This window comes from Streptomyces sp. AV19 (assembly GCF_015999245.1).
GTDB lineage: Bacteria > Actinomycetota > Actinomycetes > Streptomycetales > Streptomycetaceae > Streptomyces.
On record NZ_JAEAMR010000006.1, the window covers coordinates 102,593 to 122,763 of the forward strand.

The following is a 20,171-nucleotide window of genomic DNA, read 5'->3' on the forward strand; positions in this document are numbered from 1 at the left end:
CCGGGCGGGGCGTCACCAGGGAAGCCGACCACACCCGCACCGAGCAGCTTCAAGATCTCCTCGGTGCACCGCTTCGGCCGAGCGACGCCCCTCTCGTCCAGCGGCAGCGCGTCGAAAGTGTCGCGCTCGAACGCGCTCATCGTGTACGGCGTGAAGTGCCGCACCACGGTCACCGGCGGGCCGAACCCCCGCACGCAGACCCGCACCAGGCTCTCTGCCGCGTTGATCAGCCCGGCGCCCAGCTCCAGATCGGTGGCGACCACCAGGTGCCCGCCGTCCTTCGTCGGCCACACGCGCAGCCGCACATGGATGCGGTATCCGTTGATATCCGGGAACGACCACAGATGGTCATCGCGTATCGGCGTCAATCGTGTGGGGATGGGGAGTTCGGGCACTGGCCGTCCTCTCGTCGCAGGCACGCAGACGAGCACGCCAACCGGCAGCACGGACACACCACGGCCGAGCGCCAAAGACCGGCCAGATGAGCTCACTCCCAGCCTCAGCAACCCCTGGGGATGTCACGCTGAGCTACTTGTCACTTGGTTCGCCGCTCGTGAACGCCACCCTGGTGGGGACGCGACACGCGCAATGGACCACACGAACGCCGTTTCCGCCGACTTCGTCATGGAGCGTCCCGTTCGGGTGAGGAAGCAACCGATCCCGGGACACGGCGAGGAGCCCCGGCTACGGTCGAGCGGTCGGATGCGCCGTGATGCCGGGGGCGGGCATGGAGCTGAAACGCTGGCTGGAACGCGGAGTCGACGCTTTCGAGGCGTGGGCGGATTCGTACGAGGAGTACGCGGCCCATCCGTCCATGGCGGTCGACGAGGACGCCTGCGCCGCCGCGTTCGACGAGCTGACCGCCCGGCTGCACGGCAGCTACCCCTTCTTCCACCCGTGTTACGCGGGGCAGATGCTCAAGCCGCCGCATCCCGCCGCCGTCGCCGGATACCTCGCCGCGATGCTCGTGAACTCCAACAACCACGCCTTGGACGGGGGCCCCGCCACCTCCGTGATGGAGGAGGAGGCGGTGTGCCAACTCGCCGCCATGGTCGGCCTGGAGGGCCATCTGGGGCACCTCACCAGCAGCGGCACGACGGCCAACCTGGAGGCGCTGTTCGTCGCCCGGGAGAGCCGTCCCGGCCGTTCCGTCGCCGTCAGCGCCGAAGGCCACTACACCCACGCCCGGATGTGCCACCTCTTGGGCGTCCGAGTGCACCGCGTACCGGTGGACGACCGGGGGCGCATGGCCGTCTCCGCGCTGGAGACCCTGCTGGCCACGGGTGACGTGGGAACGGTGGTCGCCACCACCGGGACCACCGCGCTGGGCGCCGTCGACCCCGTGCACGACATCGTCCCCCTGGCGCGGCGCCACGGCGCCCGCGTCCACGTGGACGCCGCGTACGGCGGCTTCTTCACGCTCCTCGCCGACGACCCGCTCATGGACGATGCCACGGGCCGGGCGCTGCGGGCCGTCGCGGACTGCGACTCCGTGGTGATCGACCCGCACAAGCACGGCCTCCAACCCTACGGCTGCGGCGCGGTGTTGTTCGCCGATCCCGGCACGGCCCGGTTCCACCGGCACGACTCCCCCTACACCTACTTCACCTCGGACCGGCCGCACCTGGGCGAGATCAGCCTCGAATGCTCCCGCTCCGGAGCGGCCGCGGCCGCCCTGTGGCTGACCCTGCGGCTCCTGCCGCTCACCCGGCGGGGCCTGGGCGGCGTGCTCGCCGCCGGGCGCCGGGCCGCCCTGCGCTGGACCGAACTGATCGGCGGCTCCGCCCTGTTGGGGCTCTACCAGCCCCCCGAGCTCGACATCGTGACGTACTGGCCGCGCACGGAGCCCGCCGCCCTGTCCCGCATCGACGCGGCGTCCCAGGAGGTCATGCGGCGGGGGATGGAGGACGCGAAGAACCCGGTCTTCCTCAGCGTCGCCCGCGTCGGCGCCGACGCGTTCACCGGCCGCCACCCCTCCGTCGTCGCGGACGTCGGCCACACCCGCATCCTGCGCAGCGTCCTGATGAAACCGGAGAGCGAACCGTACGTGGACCGCCTGCACCACCGCGTGGAGGAGCTCGCGGAGGCGGCCCGGTGACCGTCCACGAGGCCGCGTACGACCGGTACTTCGGCCTGCTCAAGTCACCGGGGCGGCTCCGCACCGCGCCCGTGGTCGCGGCCGTGATCGGCGACCTGCCGCGCACGGGCCTCACCGAGGACGAGCGCACCGTCCTCGCCGAAGGGATGCACCTCGCCTCCCGCGTCGTCGCCGCCGCGCACCCCCGCGCGCCGTTCGACGCGGAGCCCGTCGACGGCCTCCCGGGCCCGCTGCGCCGCTGGAAGCTCGGCCACCAGGTGTTCCATCTGCTGCTCACGGCCATGAACTCCGGCCTGGACGACGCCCTGGCCGCCGCGCGGACCGCCGCGTGGCCGTCGCTGCTCCACGACATGGAGCAGCTGCGCCTGTTGTACGACGCCGCCACCGCGGCCATGGAGTACGCCGCGGATTTCCCCGCCGTCGCCTACCGGGACGGGGTCCGCCCCACCATGACGCCTCCCCATGTGCCTCCGGGGTTCTCCGGGGCATTCAACCGGGACCATCGCGTCATGGTCCGTCGCCTGCGCGGCCTCGAACGCGCCATGCGGACCCTGCCCCCGGACGTCCCGGCCCTCGCGGCCGTCCACCGGGGAGCGGCCGCCCTGCAAGGTGCCCAGTGCCGCAACCGCCGTCATCATGCGCGGATCTGCCGGCGGTGCGTGCCGGGCGGCGCGTCGCTGCTGCGACTCCACTTCGCCCGGGAGGATCCGGCGTGCGACACCGGCTGAGCGACCATCTGGACGATGTCACCACCCCGGCCGTCGACGAGATCGACGGCATCGACGCCCGGACGGGCCTGCGGCTCCTGGACGAGTTGCTCGACGAGGCCGTGTGGCTGGACCACTGCGCGTTCGTCAGCGCGTCGTTCGGCCCGGCACCGCCCTGGCTCCGCCATGAACCGGTCTCCGCCTGGCACCCCGTGCCCGCGCCAACTCCCCGCGCACGGCCGGGCGTTCCGGGCCCGCGCCGCGTCTGCGTCTCGTTCGCGCCCGAGCACGGCACGAACGTCCACGACTGGGCCCGTGCGCACGGCTATCTGCTGCTCGCCCCGGAGCCCGGGGTCACCGCCCGGGCCGCGGACAAGATCCGTGTGCTGGAGCTGTTCTCGGCGGCGGGCGTGCCCGCCCCGTCCTTTGTGCTCGTCCCGGCGGCCGGGCGGGCACCGGCGCGGGCGTACTGGGACGACCGGTGGCCCGGGGCGGTGGTCCAGCGCCGGGAGAACAATCTCATCGGCCGGGGCACTGTATCCGTCAACTCCCCCGCCGAACTGGACCGTTGCCTGTCCGCCTGGCCGGACGAGCCCCTGCGGCTGAGCCGTCGGGCCTCCGGGATCTCCCTGACCGTCAGCGCGTGCGCCGGGCCGGACAGGACCGTCGTCTCGGCCGTCTCCCACCAGCTGGTGGGACTGCCGGAGCTCGCCGCCTCCTGGGGACAGCACTGCGGCAACCGGCTCGTGCACCCCGGCGACCTTCCCGAGGGGCTGTACGCGCAGGCGCGCGACGCGGCCCGCCGCGTGGGCGAGGTGCTGCGCGCCCACGGTTTCCGGGGCGTTTTCGGCCTGGACCTCGTCGAGGACGGCGGACGGCTCCTCGCCATCGAGGTCAACCCCCGCTTCCAGACGGTCGTCTCACTCGTCCAGGCCGCCGAGCGCGCCGCGGGACTGCTGCCGTCCCTGGGGCTGCACATCCTCTCCTTCCTCCTGCCCGCGCTGCCCCCGTCCGCGTCACGGGCGCTGCCGCCGGGCCGCCGCCGCCCGAGCCAACTGGTCGTCCACGCCGCCGAGGACACCACGGTGCGCGCTCTCCCGCCGGCCGGGCGCTACCGCCACGACAGCCGGACGGCGACCGGCCCGCTCCCCGCGCCTCCCGACCTCGCCGGGCTCGGCGACGACGAGTCCCTGTGGTGGGTCATCGCCCGCCCGGGCCCGGTCGCCGCCGGCCAGGAGCTCGCCCTGCTCCAGTTCGCGCACCCCGTGGCCGGCCTCGAACCCCGGCCCCGCCTCCCCCTCGGCGCCCGGGTCTGGACCGCCGCCTTCCGCGAACGGACCGCGACCGGGGCCGAGGAGCCGGCTCCGCCCCCGCTCCGCCTGGCCGAGGAACCCATGCGCGAGGCGGGCCGGCACGCGATCGACCTCGTCGTCGCCCGGTTCACGGGCGCGCGCGACCGCCCGCCCCTGCGCGTCCCCCCGCCCGACGCCCTGCGGGCCGCCCTGGACGAACCCCTGCCCGAGGACGGCACCGACGACCTGTGCGCCGTCCTCGACCGCGTCACCCGGGACGCCCTCGGCGAGGCCACCCGTCTCGACCACCCCCGCAGCTTCGCCTTCACCCCCGCCACCGGCAACTTCCCCGCCGTGCTCGCCGACGCCCTCGCCTCGGCCCACCTGTCGGTACCGGGAGCGTGGCTCGTCGGGGCCGGACCCACCCAGCTCGAACTCACCACCCTGGACTGGCTCAAGACGCTCCTCGGACTCCCCGGGGAGACCGGTGGCCTCTTCGTCAGCGGCGGCTCCGTGGCCAACCTCACCGCCCTGGCCGTCGCCCGCGACCACCTGCTCGGCGACGACCGGACCGGTGCCCGCCTCTACTGCTCCGCCCAGGCCCACCCGTCGGTCGCCCGCGCGGCCCACCTCGTCGGCCTCACCCGCGACCAGCTCTCCGTCGTGCCGACCGACGACGCCCTCCGTCTGGACCCGGTGAACCTCGCCCGGCGCATTGCCCACGACCGGGCCGCCGGCCTGCGGCCGTTCGCCGTGGTCGGCACCCTCGGCACCACCGGGACCGGCGCTGTCGATCCCCTCGACGCCCTGGCCGACCTCTGCGCCCGGGAGGGGCTCTGGTTCCATGTCGACGGCGCCCACGGCGCGGCGGCCGCCGCCACCGCGCGGGGCCACGGCCTGCGTCCCGCGCTGCGCCGCGCCGACTCCCTCACCGTCGACCCGCACAAGTGGCTCTTCCAGCCCTACGAGATCGGGTGCGTGCTGCTGCGCCGCCCCGAACTGCTGCGCGCCACCTTCGACTTGACCCGCCACGCCCTGGACAGCGACTACCTCGGCCCCACCGTTCCCCGGGGAGCGGAGGTGAACCTCTCCGACCACGGCCCCCAACAGAGCCGTGGACTGCGCGCGTTGAAGCTGTGGCTGTCACTGAAGACCTTCGGCGCGCGGGCCTTCCGGCAGGCGATCGACCACGGCATGGACCTGGCGGAGCACGCGGCCGCCCTGATCGCGGCCCACCCCGAGCTGAGCCTGGTCACCCCGCCCGGCCTCGCCGTCCTCACCTTCCGCTACCACCCGGCGGACGTGCCGCCCGGCTGGGACGCCGACCGCGCGCAGGAACACATCAGCCGGGCCGTCTGCGCACAGAGCGAGGCCCTGCTGCTCACCACCCGGGTGCACGGCGCCACGGTGCTCCGGATGTGCACCGTCAACCCCACCAGCACCCGGGACGATGTCGCGTACGTCCTCGACCAAGCGGTCTGCCACGGGGCGTCGTTGGCGCGCCCCTGACCCCATCGCGGCAGTCAGGCACAAGGTCAGGGAATCAGCAGCACCGACGGGCCGGTGATCCGCCGCACCCCGCGCTCCATGGCGCACGCCGGGACGTCGAGGGTGAGCTGGACACCGGGCGAGAAGACCGCCCGGCCGGCGAACTTCCCCGACACCACCTTCCCCATGACCAACACCACGGCCTGGCCGACGATTTGCCGCACATTCCCCAGGGGGTAGGTCACCGCGCTCTTCTCGCCGGTGCTCCAGGTGATCTCCTCCACCGTGGTGGCCTCGGAGGTGAAGCAGCCGTTCGTCCCGCCGCCGCTGATCACGGACTTCGCCGAGGTGAGTCCGGGAACGGTGGACGTGCAGCGGTAGGCGCCCTCCCCGCCGATCCGCGTCTTCCGCGGCGCCAGGCTCAACCCGGGCGAGAAGTCAATCGTGTTGCTCCCTGCACAGCTGACCGCCGCCTTCTCCTCGCGCGCGTGTGCCGATGCTCCGGTGGCCCCCGCCACCGTCAGCCCCAGCGCCACGACGACGCTCCCCCACCTCCGCACCCACCCGGCCATCCGACTCACGACTCACCCTCCCCGGTCACCCCCGGCCCACCGCCGACACTGGGATCCTCCCAAACGCCGAGGCCCTCGACCGGCCGATGACACGCGTCCCCGGACCGGTTGGCGCACGGGCGGGCCGGGGAGCGCGCACGCCCCGCCGGCCGCCCCTTGCTGACGTATCGTCAGGTGACCTCAACGCCCATGGTGCACATGCTCGGTGACACAGGTCGTCTCGCTGAACACCGCGACGTTGGGGTTCCCGCAGTTGTTGCTGTGCCCCGTGGCGTTCCAGGAAGCGACATGGGACAGCAGCCCGCCGTCCACGCGCTCGCCGCCCGACCGCTCCCCGTCCCCGTGGATGTGCTTGACCCGGCAGGTCGCCTTCACGCCGACGCTGCCGATGGGCGCTCCGCACTGATCGGCGTGTCCCGTGCTGCTGCTACTGCTCAGCACGGAGAGGACACCGCCCGTGATGTCCTCGCCCCCGCTCGCGGAGGCCGCACCCGCGCCGCCGCACACGGTGATCGCCGACAGTGCCAGCGCAGCCAGGATCCTGGAGCCACGAACCATGCGAACGCCCTCTTCCTCGTGGTGCGTCCCTTCGGACGCGGACCGCCCGGCGCGGTCCGCTTGCACTAACCTCCGAAGATCGGAAAAGACACGCCCGCTCTCCGGCGCCGCTTACGGCGTCATCTCGTACGCCCCCGCCAGCGCCTCGACCCACTCCCACACCCGCGCCGAGCGGGCCGCGTCGACGACCGGGCGGCGTACTGCGCCGAGCGCCCAGGTCTGCTGCTCCTCGGTGGCCGAGTCCTTGCCGTGCAGCTCGACGGCGTGGGCGGAGAAGTCGCGGACGAGCACGGCGAACAGCTCGTCGAGGACGTCCTCCCCGGCCCCGGTCGTCAACGCCGCCTGCTCCAGGATCAGCTGGCCGTGCACGACCAGGGCGAAGAGCTGGCCGACGGCCAGGAGGAGGTCCAGGTCGCGGCTCTGCTCCTCGTCGGGGGCCGCGGTGGTGACGAACTCGCAGAGCGCGTCGGCCTGTTCGCGGAAGCGGGCGACGTTCGGCAGGTGGGCGTACGCGTCGTAGGCGGGCCGCCAGTCGTGGAAGCGCACCGAGCCCAGGCCGCGGGCCGGGCCCTGCTCGAAGAGGAACGTGTCGTCGGCCGCGTCCAGCCGCGTCGGCACGGACGGGTAGTCGGCGGGCGCCAGCAGGTGGTTGCGCAGGAACTTCAGGATGAGCGCGAGGTTGACGTGGACCGTGCCCTCCAGCTTCGGCAGGCCGCGGATCTCGGAGGCGGCCTGGGCGAAGTAGGTGTCCTTCTCGAAGCCCTTGGCCGCGATGACGTCCCACATGAGGTCGATGACCTTCTCGCCCTCGGTCGTCACCTTCATCTTCGTCATGGGGTTGAAGAGCAGGTAACGGCGGTCGTCGGGGCCGGCGGTGCGGAAGTAGTCGACGGCGCGGTCGCTGAAGAGCTTCATGCCGGCGAGCCGGACGTACGCGTCGGTCAACTCGCGGCGCACGTGCGGGAAGGCGGTGACGGGGCGGCCGTAGAGGACGCGGTTGTGCGCGTGGGTGACGGCCTCGTACATCGCGTGCTCGCAGATGCCGATGGAGGCGGTGCACAGGTTGAACTTGCCGACGTTGACGGTGTTCAGCGCGGCGTCGAACGCGGCGCGCCCGGTGTGCAGGACGTCCTCGGGAGCGACCGGGTAGTCCTCCAGCCGGAACTCGCTCACGTACTTCGACGAATCGACCACGTTCTTGACCAGGTGGTACGCCTCGTGGCGGCTGTCGGCGGCGAAGAAGACATAGCCGTCGGGGCCTTCGACGTCGGTGCGGCGGCCGAAGACGGAGACGAGGCCGGCCGCGTTGCCGTTGCCGATGTAGTACTTGGAGCCGGTGGCCCGGAAGCCGCCCTCGCCGTCGGGCTCCAGCAGCATGTCGGTCGAGTAGATGTCGGCGCCGTGGGTCTTCTCGGACAGGCCGAAGGCGAACACCTCACCCTGGTCGAGGAGTTCGGCGGCGCGGGCGCGGGCGGCGGCGTTGCCGCTCTGCCAGACCGGGCCGAGGCCGAGGATGGTGACCTGCCAGGCGTACCAGTAGTCGAGGCCGTAGAAGCCGAATATCTCGTTGAGGGCGGCGATGCGGGCGGTGTCCCACCGCTTGTCCGGGTGGCCGGAGGCATCCGCGGAGGGGGTGAGGAACGTCGCGAACAGGCCCTCCTTCGCGGAGAATTCGAGGAAGTCCGCCAGCCAGGCGCGGGAGCGGTAGTCCTCGATCAGCCTGCGCTTGCCGCGGGTCTCGAACCAGTCGACGGTCGCGCGCAGCAGCCTGCGGGTCTCGGGGTCGAAGTGCGCCGGGTCGTAGGTGCGCGGGTTGAGGAGGAGCGGGTCGGCCATGGAGGGTCGCCTTTCCGGCTGGAAGTCGATGGGTCGGGATGGGGTCAGTGCCCCGGACGCTCACGGATCCGGTGGAGGGTGGCGAGCACGTCGTCGAGCCAGGCGAGCGTCATCCGCTCGTAGGCGATGCCGCCGCGCAGCACGACGTGCTGCAACTCCCGTCCGGCGTCCGGCGTTCCGGGTGCCTCGGGCCCGGTGAAGTCGCGGATCTCCCCCGCGAGGTAGTGCGCGAGGCGCTCGGAGTGCACCGCGCGGTACCGCTCGACCTCGCGCATGAGGGCGGACGGGTCGTCGAAGGCCGCGCCGCGGATCTTCACGGCGAGGTCGTGCCGGACGCTCTCGGGCTCGATCGGCTCGTGCAGCCACGCGGAGAGGACCTTTCGGCCGGCGGCCGCGACCGAGTAGTGCTTCTTGTCCGGCCTGCCCTGCTGCGCCACCTCGCGCGCCGCGACCCAGCCGTCGCCCTCCATCCGCTTGAGGACGCGGTAGATCTGCTGGTGGGTCGCGGTCCAGAAGTAGCCGATGGACCGGTCGAACCGCCGGGCGAGCTCATAGCCGGAGCCCGGCTTCTCCAGCAGGGAGACGAGGATCGCGTGCTCGAGCGCCATGCGTCGGATCCTCTATGCAACTCGTTTCATAGGCAAGGGGGGCCGGGTGGGTGAGACGCGGCTCACCCCACGGATACCGTCCGCCCTCAGGGGCCGGACGGCCCCCGGCGCCCTCCCGACCGGCCCTGGCGACGCCTCCGCGTGCGGGCCGGTCCGGGAAGACGATGCAGGCAGGCCCCGTCCCCCTTCGGAGCCAGTCATGCGGAACGTCACCACGACGCCGGCCATAGGTCTCACAGACGAGGAGCTCCGCGCCCTGGACGCCCACTGGCGCGCCGCGAACTACCTGGCCGTCGGGCAGATCCACCTGATGGCGAACCCGCTGCCGAGGCAGCCGTTGCGCCCCGAGCGCATCAAGCCCCGGCTGCTCGGCCACTACGGGACGGCGGCGCGCCGGGCCTTCTCCGCCGAAGCTCCTTTGGCATGCTTCTGCAGTCGTGAGAACAGGCCACCCATCAGGGCAAGGAGCTCGACGTGCAGGAGCAGGGCCCGGATCGGACGGATTACGGCGCCCGGCGGTCGGCCGACCTGCTCCGTCTGGCCCGTACCGCTCTGAGCGGTGCCACCGCCGTCCTGGCCCGCTCCGCGGCGGGCGGCGAGAAGGGGATGGCCGCCGTCGACAGGGCCCTCGGGGAGCTCTGGGAGACGGCGGAGGATCTCGCCTCGACGGGCCCGGCCGCGGGCGTCGCCCCGGAGGCCGACGTGCGCACCGTCATCACCGGCATGTACGTCGGTGAGGACGTGGGGCGCATGGCCGTGCTGGCGCGCCAGGTGGGTGACATCGCCTGGGCCCGCCGGTCGAAGCCACCGCTTCCCGCGTCCGTCGGGGATCCCCTGCGGGACATGGGTGAAGCCTGTCTGGGCCTGATCGACCGGGCTCACGACTCCGTCGCCTCCCCGGCCCGCGGCGCGGTCACCGATGCCCAGCTGGCGGACGTCGAGGACCGGCAGGAACGCCTGTGCCACACCTTGCTCTCCGGAAGCGCCGCGCTCGGTGTCATGGACGCGGTGGACGTGGCGGTGCTGGGCCGCTGCTACGCCGAGTGCGCCCAGCGCGCCGCCGCCGTGGCCGCGCACGTCGCCCTGCTGCGGAGGACCGCGCCGCGGGGCTGAAGGACGCGCGTCACGGCAGCCCGGCCACCGCCGTCTGACCGAGGATCAGCTGCCACACGTCCGGGTCGCGCACCAGCCTGTCATGGGTCACCAGCATGGCCCGCAGTACGGGATCGTCCGGGTCGGTCCACAGCCCGCCGTCGCGCACGACGTACTCGAGCAGTGCCTGAACGTTGCGGGCGTACGCCGTGGAAGCCGCCCCCGGAATGTCCTCCGCGAGCCGCCCCGCGCCGATCAGCGTCACGCCGGGCCCGACGACGTCCGTGTGGTCCGGGCGTACGCCGTCGACGTTGCCCCCTCCGGGCCCGGCGGTCAGGTCGACGACAACGGATCCCGCCCTCATGTCCGCCAGGTCCCGGGCCGCCACCAGGCGGGGCGGCGGCCGCCCCCGGCGCGGCCGGAGCGTGGTGACGAGCACGTCGACGCCGGCCGGCGAGCCGGCGAGCCGGTCATGGACGCGCACCTCCGCTCCGAGGCGGCGCAGGGTCGCGGCCGCTTCCGCCGCGGCGGGGTCCACGCCGAGGACCAGGGCCCGGGCGGGCTCCGGCGCGGCGTCGGCGGTGCCGTGCAGCGGACGGTCCAGGCGGTCGGCCGCCAGGAGAGCCGCCTTGTAGCCGGCGAGCCGGCCCTGTGAGGCGACGGCGTCCATCGGCCGTGCCAGGACCGAGTCCTGTGGCGCCAGGTCCAGCCCGATCGAGGTCACGCCGCCGTCCGCCCAGTCCCGGACGCGGAACGGGATGCGCAGCGGGTCCAGGAGGGCGATCAGCGTCTGTCTGCGGCGGAGCCCTCGGCCGGCCGGCAGGTTGGGCGGCCGTACGCCCACGAGGACGTCCGAGCGGTCGAGGAGCCGGTCGAGGGTGACCGTGTCGGCGCCGGCCCGCCGGTAGAGGTCGTCGGGCCGCCGGCTCGGTGCCCCGGCGCCCGATTCCACCGCCACGGCCAGGCCCAGGGCCTGCAGGGGCCGGACCGACTCCGGCACGAGCGCCACCCGCCGCTCGCCCGGCACGGTCTCCTTGTACACGCCCACCGTCAGGCCCGTCATCGGCGGCCGACCTCCGTTCGAAGGCGTCCCGCCTCCCAGTATGGATCTCGCTCCGGGTGCGTTGCACCGCGAAACCGTGACGGCCGGGCCATGCTGAAGGACCCGCGTCGGCCGGTGGTGGGCGGCGGAGGAGCGGTGGGCGGCGGAGGAAGGGGCGACATGGCGTCCGGTGTCGGTCAGGGCTGGCAATTCTGGGTCGACCGGGGTGGCACCTTCACCGATATCGTCGCCCGCGGCCCGGACGGGCGGCTGCTGACCCGCAAACTCCTCTCGGAGGACCCGGACCGCTACGACGACGCGGCGGTCGAGGGGATCCGCCGGCTGCTCGGCCTGCGCGAGGAGCAGGAGATCCGGCCCGGTACGGTCGAGGTCGTGCGGATGGGCACGACCGTGGCCACCAACGCCCTGCTGGAGCGCACGGGCGAGCGAACGGTGCTGGTGATCACCGAGGGGTTCCGGGACGCCCTGCGCATCGGCTACCAGAACCGCCCCGGTCTCTTCGACCGGCGGATCGTCCTGCCGGAAGTGCTGTACGAGCGGGTCGTCGAGGTGTCCGAGCGCGTCACGGCCGACGGCGAGGTCCTGGTGCCGCCCGACCTCGACGGCCTGTCCACCGGCCTGCGCCGGGCCTACGACGACGGCATCCGGGCCGTGGCGGTGGTGTGCGTGCACAGTCATCTGCATCCGGCGCACGAGGAGGCGATCGGGAGGCTGGCGGAGCGGATCGGATTCCCGCAGGTCTCGCTGTCGAGCGAGGTCAGCCGCCTGATGAAGCTGGTGCCGCGCGGTGACACGGCCGTGGTCGACGCCTACCTCTCGCCCGTTCTGCGCCGCTACGTCCAGCAGGTGGCGCACCGGCTGCCCGGTGTCCGTCTGATGTTCATGCAGTCCAGCGGGGGTCTCGCCGAGGCCGGTCACTTCCGGGGCAAGGACGCCATCCTGTCGGGGCCGGCGGGCGGCATCGTCGGCATGGCCCGCATGTCGCGGCTGGCGGGCTTCCGGAAGGTCATCGGTTTCGACATGGGCGGCACCTCGACGGACGTGTCGCACTTCGCGGACGCCTTCGAGCGGGTGGTGACCTCCCAGGTGGCGGGCGTCCGGCTGCAGGCGCCCATGCTGGACATCCACACCGTCGCCGCCGGAGGCGGCTCCGTCCTGCACTTCGACGGCAGCCGTTACCGTGTCGGCCCCGACTCCGCGGGCGCCCGTCCGGGGCCCGCCTGCTACCGCGCCGGCGGACCGCTGACCGTCACCGACGCCAATGTGATGCTCGGCCGCGTCCAGCCGGCACACTTCCCCAGGGTGTTCGGGCCGGACGGCGACCAGCCCTTGGACCCCGGCGTCGTGCGCCGCCGCTTCACCGAGCTCGCGGACGGGATCCACGCCGCCACCGGCGACCGGCGCACCCCGGAGCAGGTCGCCGAGGGGTTCCTGCGGGTGGCGGTGGCGAACATGGCCGCCGCCGTCAAGCGCATCTCGGTGCAGAAGGGCCGCGACGTCACCGAGTACGCGCTGACCACGTTCGGCGGTGCCGGGGGCCAGCACGCCTGCGCCGTGGCCGATTCCCTCGGCATCCGCACGGTCCTCGTACCTCCCATGGCCGGGGTGCTCTCCGCGCTGGGCATGGGTCTGGCCGACACCACCACCCTGCTGGAGCGGTCGGTGGAACTCCCCCTCGAAGAAGGGAGCATGGAGCGGATCCGCGCCGTGGCCGAGGAGCTGGAGACCGCGGCCCGCGCCGCCCTCCGGGACCAGGACGTCCCCGCCGGGCGCGTCCGGGTCACCGGCCGCGCCCGGCTGCGCTACGACGGCACGGACACGGCCGTGACGGTGGCACTCGGCGAACGCCGGGCCATGGCGGAGGAGTTCGAGGCGAACCACCGGGCGATGTACTCGTTCCTCCTGGAGCGGCCGGTCATCGTCGAGGCGCTCTCCGTCGAGGCCACCGGGCTCACCCCGCAGCCCGGGCCCGGCGACCTGGCCCCGGCCCGGCCGGTGGCGGCAGACGGCCCGGACGACACCGGTACGGTCCCGTTGCACACGGACGGGGCGTGGCGCGAGGTGCCCCTGTGGGAACGCGAACACCTGCGCCCCGGTGCCGTGGTGTCCGGCCCCGCCGTCATCACCGAGGCCGACGCGACCACGGTGGTGGAGCCCGGCTGGCGGGCCGCCGTGACGGAGGCCGGCCATCTGCTCGTCGAGCGCACGGCCCCGCCGGCCGGAGCCGAGGTGGAGACCCGGGCCGACCCGGTCCTGCTGGAGATCTTCAACAGCTTCTTCGTGTCCGTCGCCGAGCAGATGGGGGCGCGGCTGGAGGCGACGGCGCAGTCCGTCAACATCAAGGAACGGCTGGACTTCTCCTGCGCGTTGTTCGACCCCGAGGGCCATCTCGTGGCCAACGCCCCGCACATCCCGGTGCACCTGGGCTCCATGGGAACCGCCGTCAGGGAGGTGCTCCGCCGGCGGTCCGGGAGGATGCGGCCCGGCGACGCCTACGCCGTCAACGACCCCTATCACGGCGGCACCCACCTTCCCGACATCACGGTGGTGACCCCCGTCTTCGACGAGCGGAACGGAACGGCCGGCCCGGCGGTCCTCTTCTATGTCGCGTCCCGGGGGCACCACGCGGAGATCGGCGGACTGACGCCCGGCTCCATGCCGGCGAACAGCCGCGAGATCGACGAGGAAGGCGTGCTGTTCGACACCTGGCTGCTCGTCGAGGACGGCAGGTTCCGGGAGGCCGAGACCCTGGACCTCCTGACGTCCGCCCGCTATCCGTCCCGCAGTCCCGACACCAACCTGGCCGACCTCCGGGCCCAGATCGCCGCCAACCGCAAGGGCGTCGAGGAGGTCGGCAGGATGATCGACCACTTCGGTCCCGACATGGTGCATGCCTACATGCGCCACGTCCAGGACAACGCGGAGGAGGCCGTCCGCCGGGCGGTCGGCCGCCTCTCGGACGGCGCGTACCGCTACGAGACCGACTCCGGCGCGGTCATCGCCGTGAGCGTGCGGACCGACCGCCGGCAGCGGTCGGCGACCATCGACTTCACCGGCACCTCCGCCCAGCTGGGGACGAACTTCAACGCCCCCACCGCCGTGGTGAACGCGGCGGTGCTGTACGTCTTCCGGACGCTCATCGACGAGGACATCCCGCTCAACGACGGGTGTCTGCGCCCCCTGCGCATCGTCGTCCCGCCCGGCTCGATGCTCGCCCCCGAGTATCCCGCCGCCATCGTCGCCGGCAACGTCGAGACGTCCCAGGCCGTCGTCGGCGCGCTCTACGCGGCGCTCGGGGCCCAGGCGGAGGGGTCCGGCACGATGAACAACGTCACCTTCGGCGACGACCGCCACCAGTACTACGAGACGGTCGCGTCAGGGTCGGGCGCCGGTCCGGGCTTCGACGGCACGTCCGCCGTCCAGACCCACATGACCAACTCCCGCCTCACCGACCCCGAGGTGCTCGAGTGGCGACTGCCCGTCCTGCTCCAGGAGTTCGCGGTGCGCACCGGCAGCGGGGGCGAGGGACGCTGGCGCGGCGGTGACGGTGCCGTGCGGCGGTTGCTCTTCCGTGCGCCGATGACGGTGAGCACCCTGTCCGGTCACCGGCGGGTCCCGCCCTACGGCATGGCCGGCGGCCGGCCGGGCGCCCTGGGATCGAACCGCGTGGAGCGGGCCGACGGGAGCACCGTGCCGATGGCCGGCTGCGAGTCGGTCGAGGTGCTGCCCGGTGACGTGCTGGTGGTGGAGACCCCGGGCGGGGGCGGGTACGGGCCCCCGGGGGTACCTTCCGGCGGCCGTTGCGGTGACCGCCGGGTCAGCGGCCGCCATGACCCGGGGTCAGCGTCAGCGTCCGCGTCTCCCCCGGCGGAACGGTGAGCGTACGCCCCCTGAGCACGATCCTGAGCGCCGATTCCTCCGACTCCGGGACGCTGACGGTCAGTTGGCCGTCGCTCAGGCGCACCCCGATCCCCCAGTGCCCCCGGTAGCGGACGGTGAATCCGAACTCGGAGAGCTCAGGGAGTTCCACCGGGTCGAGCCAGAGGGCGTCCTCCCGGGTCTCCAGGCCGGTGAGGCCGCGCTGCACCAGGTCCAGGGTGCCGGCCATCGCGCCGAGGTGGATGCCCTCGGCCGTGGTGCCGCCCTGGACGTCGGCGGCGTCCTCCTCGAGGGCCTCCCGGCAGTACCGCCAGGCGTCGGCGCGGCGGGCGCGGGCCAGCACCCAGCCGTGGACCAGGCCGCTGAGGGTGGAGCCGTGGCTGGTGCGCCGCAGGTAGTGGTCGACGGTGCGGTGCCACGTCTCGTCGGTGAGTCCGTACCCCAGCCGCCGGAACTGGGCCGACAGTTCGTCCGGCGAGAAGAGGTAGCCGAGCATGAGCACATCCGCCTGCTTCGACGCCTGGTACCGGTTGACCGAGTCGCCCTCGGCCTCCAGGATGCGGTCCAGCCGCCTGATGTCGCCGTACCGTTCGCCGTAGAGGTCCCAGTCGAGCTCGGCCAGTTCCCCGTAGCCGTCGAACTGGCTGATGACGCCGCGGTGGAAGGGCACGTACAGGCGGCGGGAGACCTCCTCCCACAGCGGGAGTTCCCCGGCGTCGAGGGTGCCGCGTTCGAGCAGCTCCTGGCGGCGCCGGTCGGGCAGGGACCGGACCAGCTCCAGCGCGCGGGTGAGGACCCAGGCGGCGGTGACGTTGGTGTACGCGTTGTCGTCGATGCCGGGCCGCTCGGCTTCCGGGTAGGCGTCGTGGTACTCGTCGGGACCGACGACCCCGCGGACGCGGTACCGGCCGCTCGCGGGGTCGAGGACGGCCCGGCCGGCCCAGAAGCGGGCGATCTGCAGCAGCATGTCCGCGCCCTTGGTGTGCAGGTACTTCACGTCGCCGGTCGCCTGGCAGTACTGCCACACGTTGTACGCGACGGCCGAGCCGACGTGATGCTGGAGCCGTGAGCGGTCCGGCACCCAGTGGCCGGAGCGGGGGTTGAGGTGCAGCGTCTGGGTCTCGTCGCGTCCGTCGCTGCCGCTCTGCCAGGGGTACCGCGCACCGGCCCGCCCCTCCTGCCGCGCGGCCCGGAGAGCCCTGGGGAGGCGGCGGTGGCGGTAGTTCAGCAATGCCCGGGACACCTCCGGGAAGTGCAGGTTCAGATAGGGCAGGACGAACAGCTCGTCCCAGAAGACGTGGCCCCGGTAGGCCTCGCCGTGCAGCCCCCGCGCGGGCACTCCCACGTCCAGGTCGGTCGTGTGCGGGGAGAGCGTCTGCAGCAGGTGGAAGACGTGCAGGCGCAGGACGCGCCCGGCGTCGCCCGGCACCCAGACGTCCGCGCGCCGCCACAGCTGTTCCCAGGCGACGGTGTGCGACCGCAGGAGCCCGGGGAAGTCCGCGGCCGCCGCCACCCGTTCGACGGCGGCGGTGAAGGGGTCGCTGATCGCCCGGTCGTGGGAGGTGTGCAGCGCGACCGTCTTGTCCACGGTGACGGAACGGCCGTCGGACACGGCGAGTTCGAAGCGGTGGGCGGCGTGGCGGCCGGTCGTCTCCCGGTACGCGGAGACCGGCGCGCCCCCGGTCACGGTGGTGCGCTGGGCCAGTGCGACGCCGATGTCGGAGGTCCTCGTGCGGCAGCGCAGCCAGACCGTGTCCGGGCCGGTGGAGCCGGCGCGGAACGCCGTGAGGTGGCGGCCGTCCAGGGCCCGGTAGCGGGGCACGTTGTCGTTGACGACGTTTCCGTCGAGGGCCGATTCGACCTGGATCCGGCCGGTCCAGCCGCGGGCGGTGAAGACGGTGCGCAGGACGCCGAGGTGCGGGTCGCCCATGTGGACCAGGCGGCACTGTTCGACGTCCAGCACCCGGCCGTCGGCGGCCCGGTGGCGGAAGGTCCGGGTGAGCGTCCCGTTCCGCAGCCCGAGGACGAGCCGGTGGTCGAGGAACCCTCCGTCGTCCATGACGGCCCAGGGCCCGGGCGGGCCGGTGGCGGGCAGCGGCCGGAAGCGCAGGGGCAGCCAGTTCGGGAGGTTGACGATGTCCTCGTTCTCGACCTCGCGGCCGCCCACGGTCGACACCAGGCGGTCGTAGCAGCCGGCCGCGTACGTACCCGGGTAGTGCCCGTGGCCGGCGCTGCTCTCGGGGGCCGCGCCCCGGGTGGCGAAGTACCCGTTGCCGAGCGTGCAGAGCGCTTCGCGCAGTCCCTCGGCGGCGGGGTCGTAGCCCGTGTACTCCCAGATCCACTCCGGCATGGTTCGCGGCCTCGCTTCCGTCCTCCTGTTCAGGAGAACAGATGCCGGCGGGGTTCGCGGGGCCCGTCACCCCGCCGGGGGCGTGATGGCGTGTACGGACGCGCCGGTGCCGCCCGGACGTGCTGCGCTCCGCCGGGCTCCGGCACCACCGCGGGAGATGCTCTCCCTGCGGACGGCAACGGCCGGCCACTCGCCGTGTCGGGATGCTCACCCCTGGTCCCCGGTGCCCCGCCGCAGGTGCCGTGCCGGACCGAACGGGACTGACCGGCCCTGGTGGGTCACCCCGAGGAGTGGTGTGATGGAGGTGACGGGAGGGACGCCCGGAAGGACGCGGGGAAGCGGCTCCGAGCCGTGCACCGCGCAATCAGGATCCGCGAGAAGTGGATGGTGCCCCTCCCGCCCCGAAGGCCGTCCGTGCGGGCGGATGCCCCCGGCACCGGAATCCAGGGCAGGCGAGCGACGCGGTGACCGGAAGAAGGGAGCGACGACATGGCCTCCCGCAAGGCACGGGCACCGGCGGACGGGCTCGCCGATTACCGCCGCAAGCGCGACTTCTCCCGAACCGCCGAACCGGGCGGGACGGACGAGCCGGACGGCCACGGGGAACGGCCGGCCTTCGTCGTCCAGATCCACGAAGCGAGCACGACGCACTTCGACTTCCGGCTGGAGGCGGACGGCGTCCTGAAGTCCTGGGCCGTCCCCAAAGGACCGTCCCGGGATCCCCAGGACAAGCGGCTGGCCATGCCGACCGAGGACCACCCGCTATCCTACCTCGGCTTCGAAGGCGTGATCGCGGAGGGCGAGTACGGCGCGGGCCCGGTCATCGTCCGGGACGAAGGCACCTTCCGCAACGAGACCACCGGCCGCGGCGGCCGCGGGGTCCCGATGGCCGAGGCGCTGCGGCGCGGGCACGTCTCGTTCCGGCTGGACGGGCACAAACTGCACGGCGGTTACGCGCTCACCAGGATGCGCGAGGGCCATGACGAGGCGTGGCTGCTGGTCAAACGGCAGGACCGGCACGCCTCCGCCCACGGCACACCCGACCCCGCCCGGGCCTGCTCGGCCCGCACCGGGCGCACCCTGCGACAGGTCGCACGCCAAGAGGCGAAGGCGGACCGGCCATGAGCGGCGATGCCATGAAAATCCGCACCGGCCACCGCACCGTCGGCATCAGCCGCCCCGACAAGGTGCTCTTCCCCGGCGCAGGCCCGGGCGGCGATGGCCTCACCAAGGCCGACCTCGCCGAGTACTACCGCACCGTCGCCCGGCGCATGCTGCCGCACCTGCGCGGCCGGCCGCTGATGCTGGAGCGCTGCCCGGACGGGACTGCCCGGTGCAGACCGCGGACCACGCCGCGCCCGAGCGCCAGACCGGCGGTCCGGCCACCCGGGCGGGCGACGACTTCGCGCTGGCCGTGCTGGTGTACCTGATGCTGACGGGCGGCAACGACCCCTTCGGCGGGTGCCGCACGACAGCGACTCCCAGTCGACGGTCAAGGACAACATCGCCGCCGGCTGCTCCTATGTCGTCCAGCCGGACCGCGTCGTCGTGCCGCAGGGGGTCGTCGACCCGGCGGTCCCCCCTCCCCCGCTGCTGGCGCCGGCGCACCGGGCCTTCGGGCCGGGGGTGGTGGATCCCTCGGCCCGGCCGTCCGCGCGGGAGTGGCTGCCGGCACTGGGGCAGGAGCGGCCGCTCGTCCAGCTGTGCGGGGTCCGGTCCCGGCACAGCTACGGTCCGCGCGGCGGACCCGCGGTCGCGCCGGCGGTGCGGGAAGGCGTCACCGGTGTCGAGGGGGGGGTGCCGGTGTCGAGGGCCTTCGCGACGACTCCTGGCCCACTGAGCGGGGGTGGGGAACCGAGTGTGCGGACAGACGGCTGACGGGCCCCTAGAACAGGGGCCGGTGGGCCTGGTCGGCGAGGTGGGCCGGCGGGTCGATGCCGTCGGGCAGCGCCGGGTCGGGTTCCAGGGCGCCCCAGTGCTGGTGGAGCGGCAGGACTCCGGCCCAGAGGCCGAGTTCGGCGTCGGGGCCGTCACCGTCGTCCGGCGGCCCGGTGCGGATCTTCACCGACGCCTCCGCCAGCGACAGCGCGAGCAGGGAGGTCGCGACGAGCTCCTTGCCGCTGGGCCGGCGGACGTAGTCCCACTGGCCGGGGGTGATGTGCTCGGTGAGGCAGCGCAGACCGGCGAGCTTCTCGTCCGGGTCGGTGACGAGCCGGGGCACGCCGTAGACCATGGCGCTGCGGTAGTTGACGCCGTGCTCGAAGACGGAGCGGGCCAGCACCAGGCCCTCGACGTGGGTGACGGTCAGACAGACCGGGGCCTTTGGCGAGGCGACCAGGCTGCGGCTGGCGACCGACCCGTGGAAGTACAGGGTGTCGGGGGTGGCCCCGTAGACAGTGGGCACCACCATGGGGACGCCGTCCACCATCACGCCGAGGTGGCAGAGGAATCCGTCCGCGAGGACGGCGTCGAGGTCGGCCCGGCTGTCGCTGCCCTGTTCGCGCAGACGACGGTGCCGGGTGCGTTCGGTGCGGGGCAGGACGTCGGACAGCGCGTTCTGCGCCTGCTCGGTCATATCGCGGCCTTCTCATTCCGGTGCGACCCGATCGGGCCGTGCGAAGACAGCGT

The 20,171-nt window shown here is 73.3% G+C and carries 14 protein-coding genes and 2 pseudogenes; 9 read left to right on the plus strand and 7 right to left on the minus strand.

Annotated elements, in window-relative coordinates; translation table 11 throughout:
- Positions 1 to 727 precede the first annotated feature (727 nt).
- From I5Q34_RS08270 to I5Q34_RS08280, 3 genes are read left to right on the plus strand one after another with little or no spacing between them, the layout of a single operon-like run.
- Positions 728 to 2,098 (plus strand): aminotransferase class V-fold PLP-dependent enzyme, encoded by a 1,371-nt coding sequence (locus I5Q34_RS08270; RefSeq protein WP_199891538.1) that lies wholly within the window; start codon positions 728 to 730, stop codon positions 2,096 to 2,098.
- The gene (locus I5Q34_RS08275; protein ID WP_199891539.1) at positions 2,095 to 2,826 is read left to right on the plus strand and encodes a hypothetical protein; all 732 of its coding nucleotides are present in this window, start codon (positions 2,095 to 2,097) and stop codon (positions 2,824 to 2,826) included. The genes I5Q34_RS08270 and I5Q34_RS08275 overlap by 4 nt, the downstream gene beginning before the upstream one ends.
- Positions 2,811 to 5,606 (plus strand): pyridoxal-dependent decarboxylase, encoded by a 2,796-nt coding sequence (locus I5Q34_RS08280; protein WP_199891540.1) that lies wholly within the window; start codon positions 2,811 to 2,813, stop codon positions 5,604 to 5,606. Before I5Q34_RS08275 ends, I5Q34_RS08280 begins: the two co-directional genes overlap by 16 nt.
- A gap of 26 nt (positions 5,607 to 5,632) precedes the next feature.
- Here I5Q34_RS08280 and I5Q34_RS08285 read toward each other — a convergent pair whose 3' ends face one another.
- The 4 genes from I5Q34_RS08285 to I5Q34_RS08300 all read right to left on the minus strand — a co-directional run bounded on the left by I5Q34_RS08285 (position 5,633) and on the right by I5Q34_RS08300 (position 9,159).
- Positions 5,633 to 6,166, minus strand: a complete 534-nt coding sequence (locus tag I5Q34_RS08285; RefSeq protein ID WP_199891541.1) for a hypothetical protein — start codon at positions 6,164 to 6,166, stop codon at positions 5,633 to 5,635.
- A gap of 171 nt (positions 6,167 to 6,337) precedes the next feature.
- The gene (locus tag I5Q34_RS08290) at positions 6,338 to 6,715 is read right to left on the minus strand and encodes a hypothetical protein (RefSeq protein ID WP_234428611.1); all 378 of its coding nucleotides are present in this window, start codon (positions 6,713 to 6,715) and stop codon (positions 6,338 to 6,340) included.
- A 111-nt stretch (positions 6,716 to 6,826) separates the two neighbouring features.
- On the minus strand, positions 6,827 to 8,551 hold the full coding sequence (locus I5Q34_RS08295) for an acyl-CoA dehydrogenase family protein (RefSeq protein WP_199891542.1): 1,725 nt from the start codon (positions 8,549 to 8,551) through the stop codon (positions 6,827 to 6,829).
- 44 nt (positions 8,552 to 8,595) lie between these two features.
- Complete coding sequence (locus tag I5Q34_RS08300; protein WP_199891543.1) at positions 8,596 to 9,159, minus strand: PadR family transcriptional regulator; 564 nt, start codon at positions 9,157 to 9,159, stop codon at positions 8,596 to 8,598.
- A 199-nt stretch (positions 9,160 to 9,358) separates the two neighbouring features.
- On the opposite strand from I5Q34_RS08300, the pseudogene I5Q34_RS08305 reads away from it, so the two are divergent.
- Positions 9,359 to 9,547 (plus strand): annotated as a pseudogene (locus tag I5Q34_RS08305) (hypothetical protein); the annotation flags it as partial.
- Between the two features lie 86 nt (positions 9,548 to 9,633).
- A complete protein-coding gene (locus I5Q34_RS08310; RefSeq protein ID WP_199891544.1) occupies positions 9,634 to 10,272 on the plus strand; it encodes a hypothetical protein in 639 nt (212 codons plus the stop codon).
- A gap of 10 nt (positions 10,273 to 10,282) precedes the next feature.
- Here the strand turns inward: I5Q34_RS08310 and I5Q34_RS08315 are convergent, their stop codons facing one another.
- Complete coding sequence (locus I5Q34_RS08315) at positions 10,283 to 11,314, minus strand: NAD(P) transhydrogenase subunit alpha (RefSeq protein ID WP_199891545.1); 1,032 nt, start codon at positions 11,312 to 11,314, stop codon at positions 10,283 to 10,285.
- 159 nt (positions 11,315 to 11,473) lie between these two features.
- Between I5Q34_RS08315 and I5Q34_RS08320 the strand changes: the two genes are divergently transcribed.
- Positions 11,474 to 15,193 carry a hydantoinase B/oxoprolinase family protein gene (locus I5Q34_RS08320; RefSeq protein ID WP_199891546.1) on the plus strand — a complete coding sequence of 1,240 codons (3,720 nt, stop codon included), beginning with the start codon at positions 11,474 to 11,476 and terminating at the stop codon, positions 15,191 to 15,193.
- On the opposite strand, the gene I5Q34_RS08325 is transcribed toward I5Q34_RS08320, so the two are convergent.
- On the minus strand, positions 15,132 to 17,543 hold the full coding sequence (locus I5Q34_RS08325; RefSeq protein WP_199891547.1) for a glycoside hydrolase family 65 protein: 2,412 nt from the start codon (positions 17,541 to 17,543) through the stop codon (positions 15,132 to 15,134). The two genes, I5Q34_RS08320 and I5Q34_RS08325, sit on opposite strands and share 62 nt — an antisense overlap.
- A 489-nt stretch (positions 17,544 to 18,032) precedes the next feature.
- On the opposite strand from I5Q34_RS08325, the gene I5Q34_RS08330 reads away from it, so the two are divergent.
- From I5Q34_RS08330 to I5Q34_RS08340, 3 genes and pseudogenes are all read left to right on the plus strand, one after another.
- Positions 18,033 to 18,668 carry a DNA polymerase ligase N-terminal domain-containing protein gene (locus I5Q34_RS08330; protein ID WP_199891548.1) on the plus strand — a complete coding sequence of 212 codons (636 nt, stop codon included), beginning with the start codon at positions 18,033 to 18,035 and terminating at the stop codon, positions 18,666 to 18,668.
- Positions 18,665 to 18,868: pseudogene (locus I5Q34_RS08335) on the plus strand (ATP-dependent DNA ligase); the annotation flags it as partial. The gene I5Q34_RS08330 and the pseudogene I5Q34_RS08335, both read left to right, overlap by 4 nt.
- A 136-nt stretch (positions 18,869 to 19,004) precedes the next feature.
- A complete protein-coding gene (locus tag I5Q34_RS08340) occupies positions 19,005 to 19,421 on the plus strand; it encodes a hypothetical protein (protein WP_199891549.1) in 417 nt (138 codons plus the stop codon).
- A gap of 7 nt (positions 19,422 to 19,428) precedes the next feature.
- On the opposite strand, the gene I5Q34_RS08345 is transcribed toward I5Q34_RS08340, so the two are convergent.
- A complete protein-coding gene (locus I5Q34_RS08345) occupies positions 19,429 to 20,118 on the minus strand; it encodes a pyridoxamine 5'-phosphate oxidase family protein (protein WP_199891550.1) in 690 nt (229 codons plus the stop codon).
- Positions 20,119 to 20,171 lie beyond the last annotated feature (53 nt).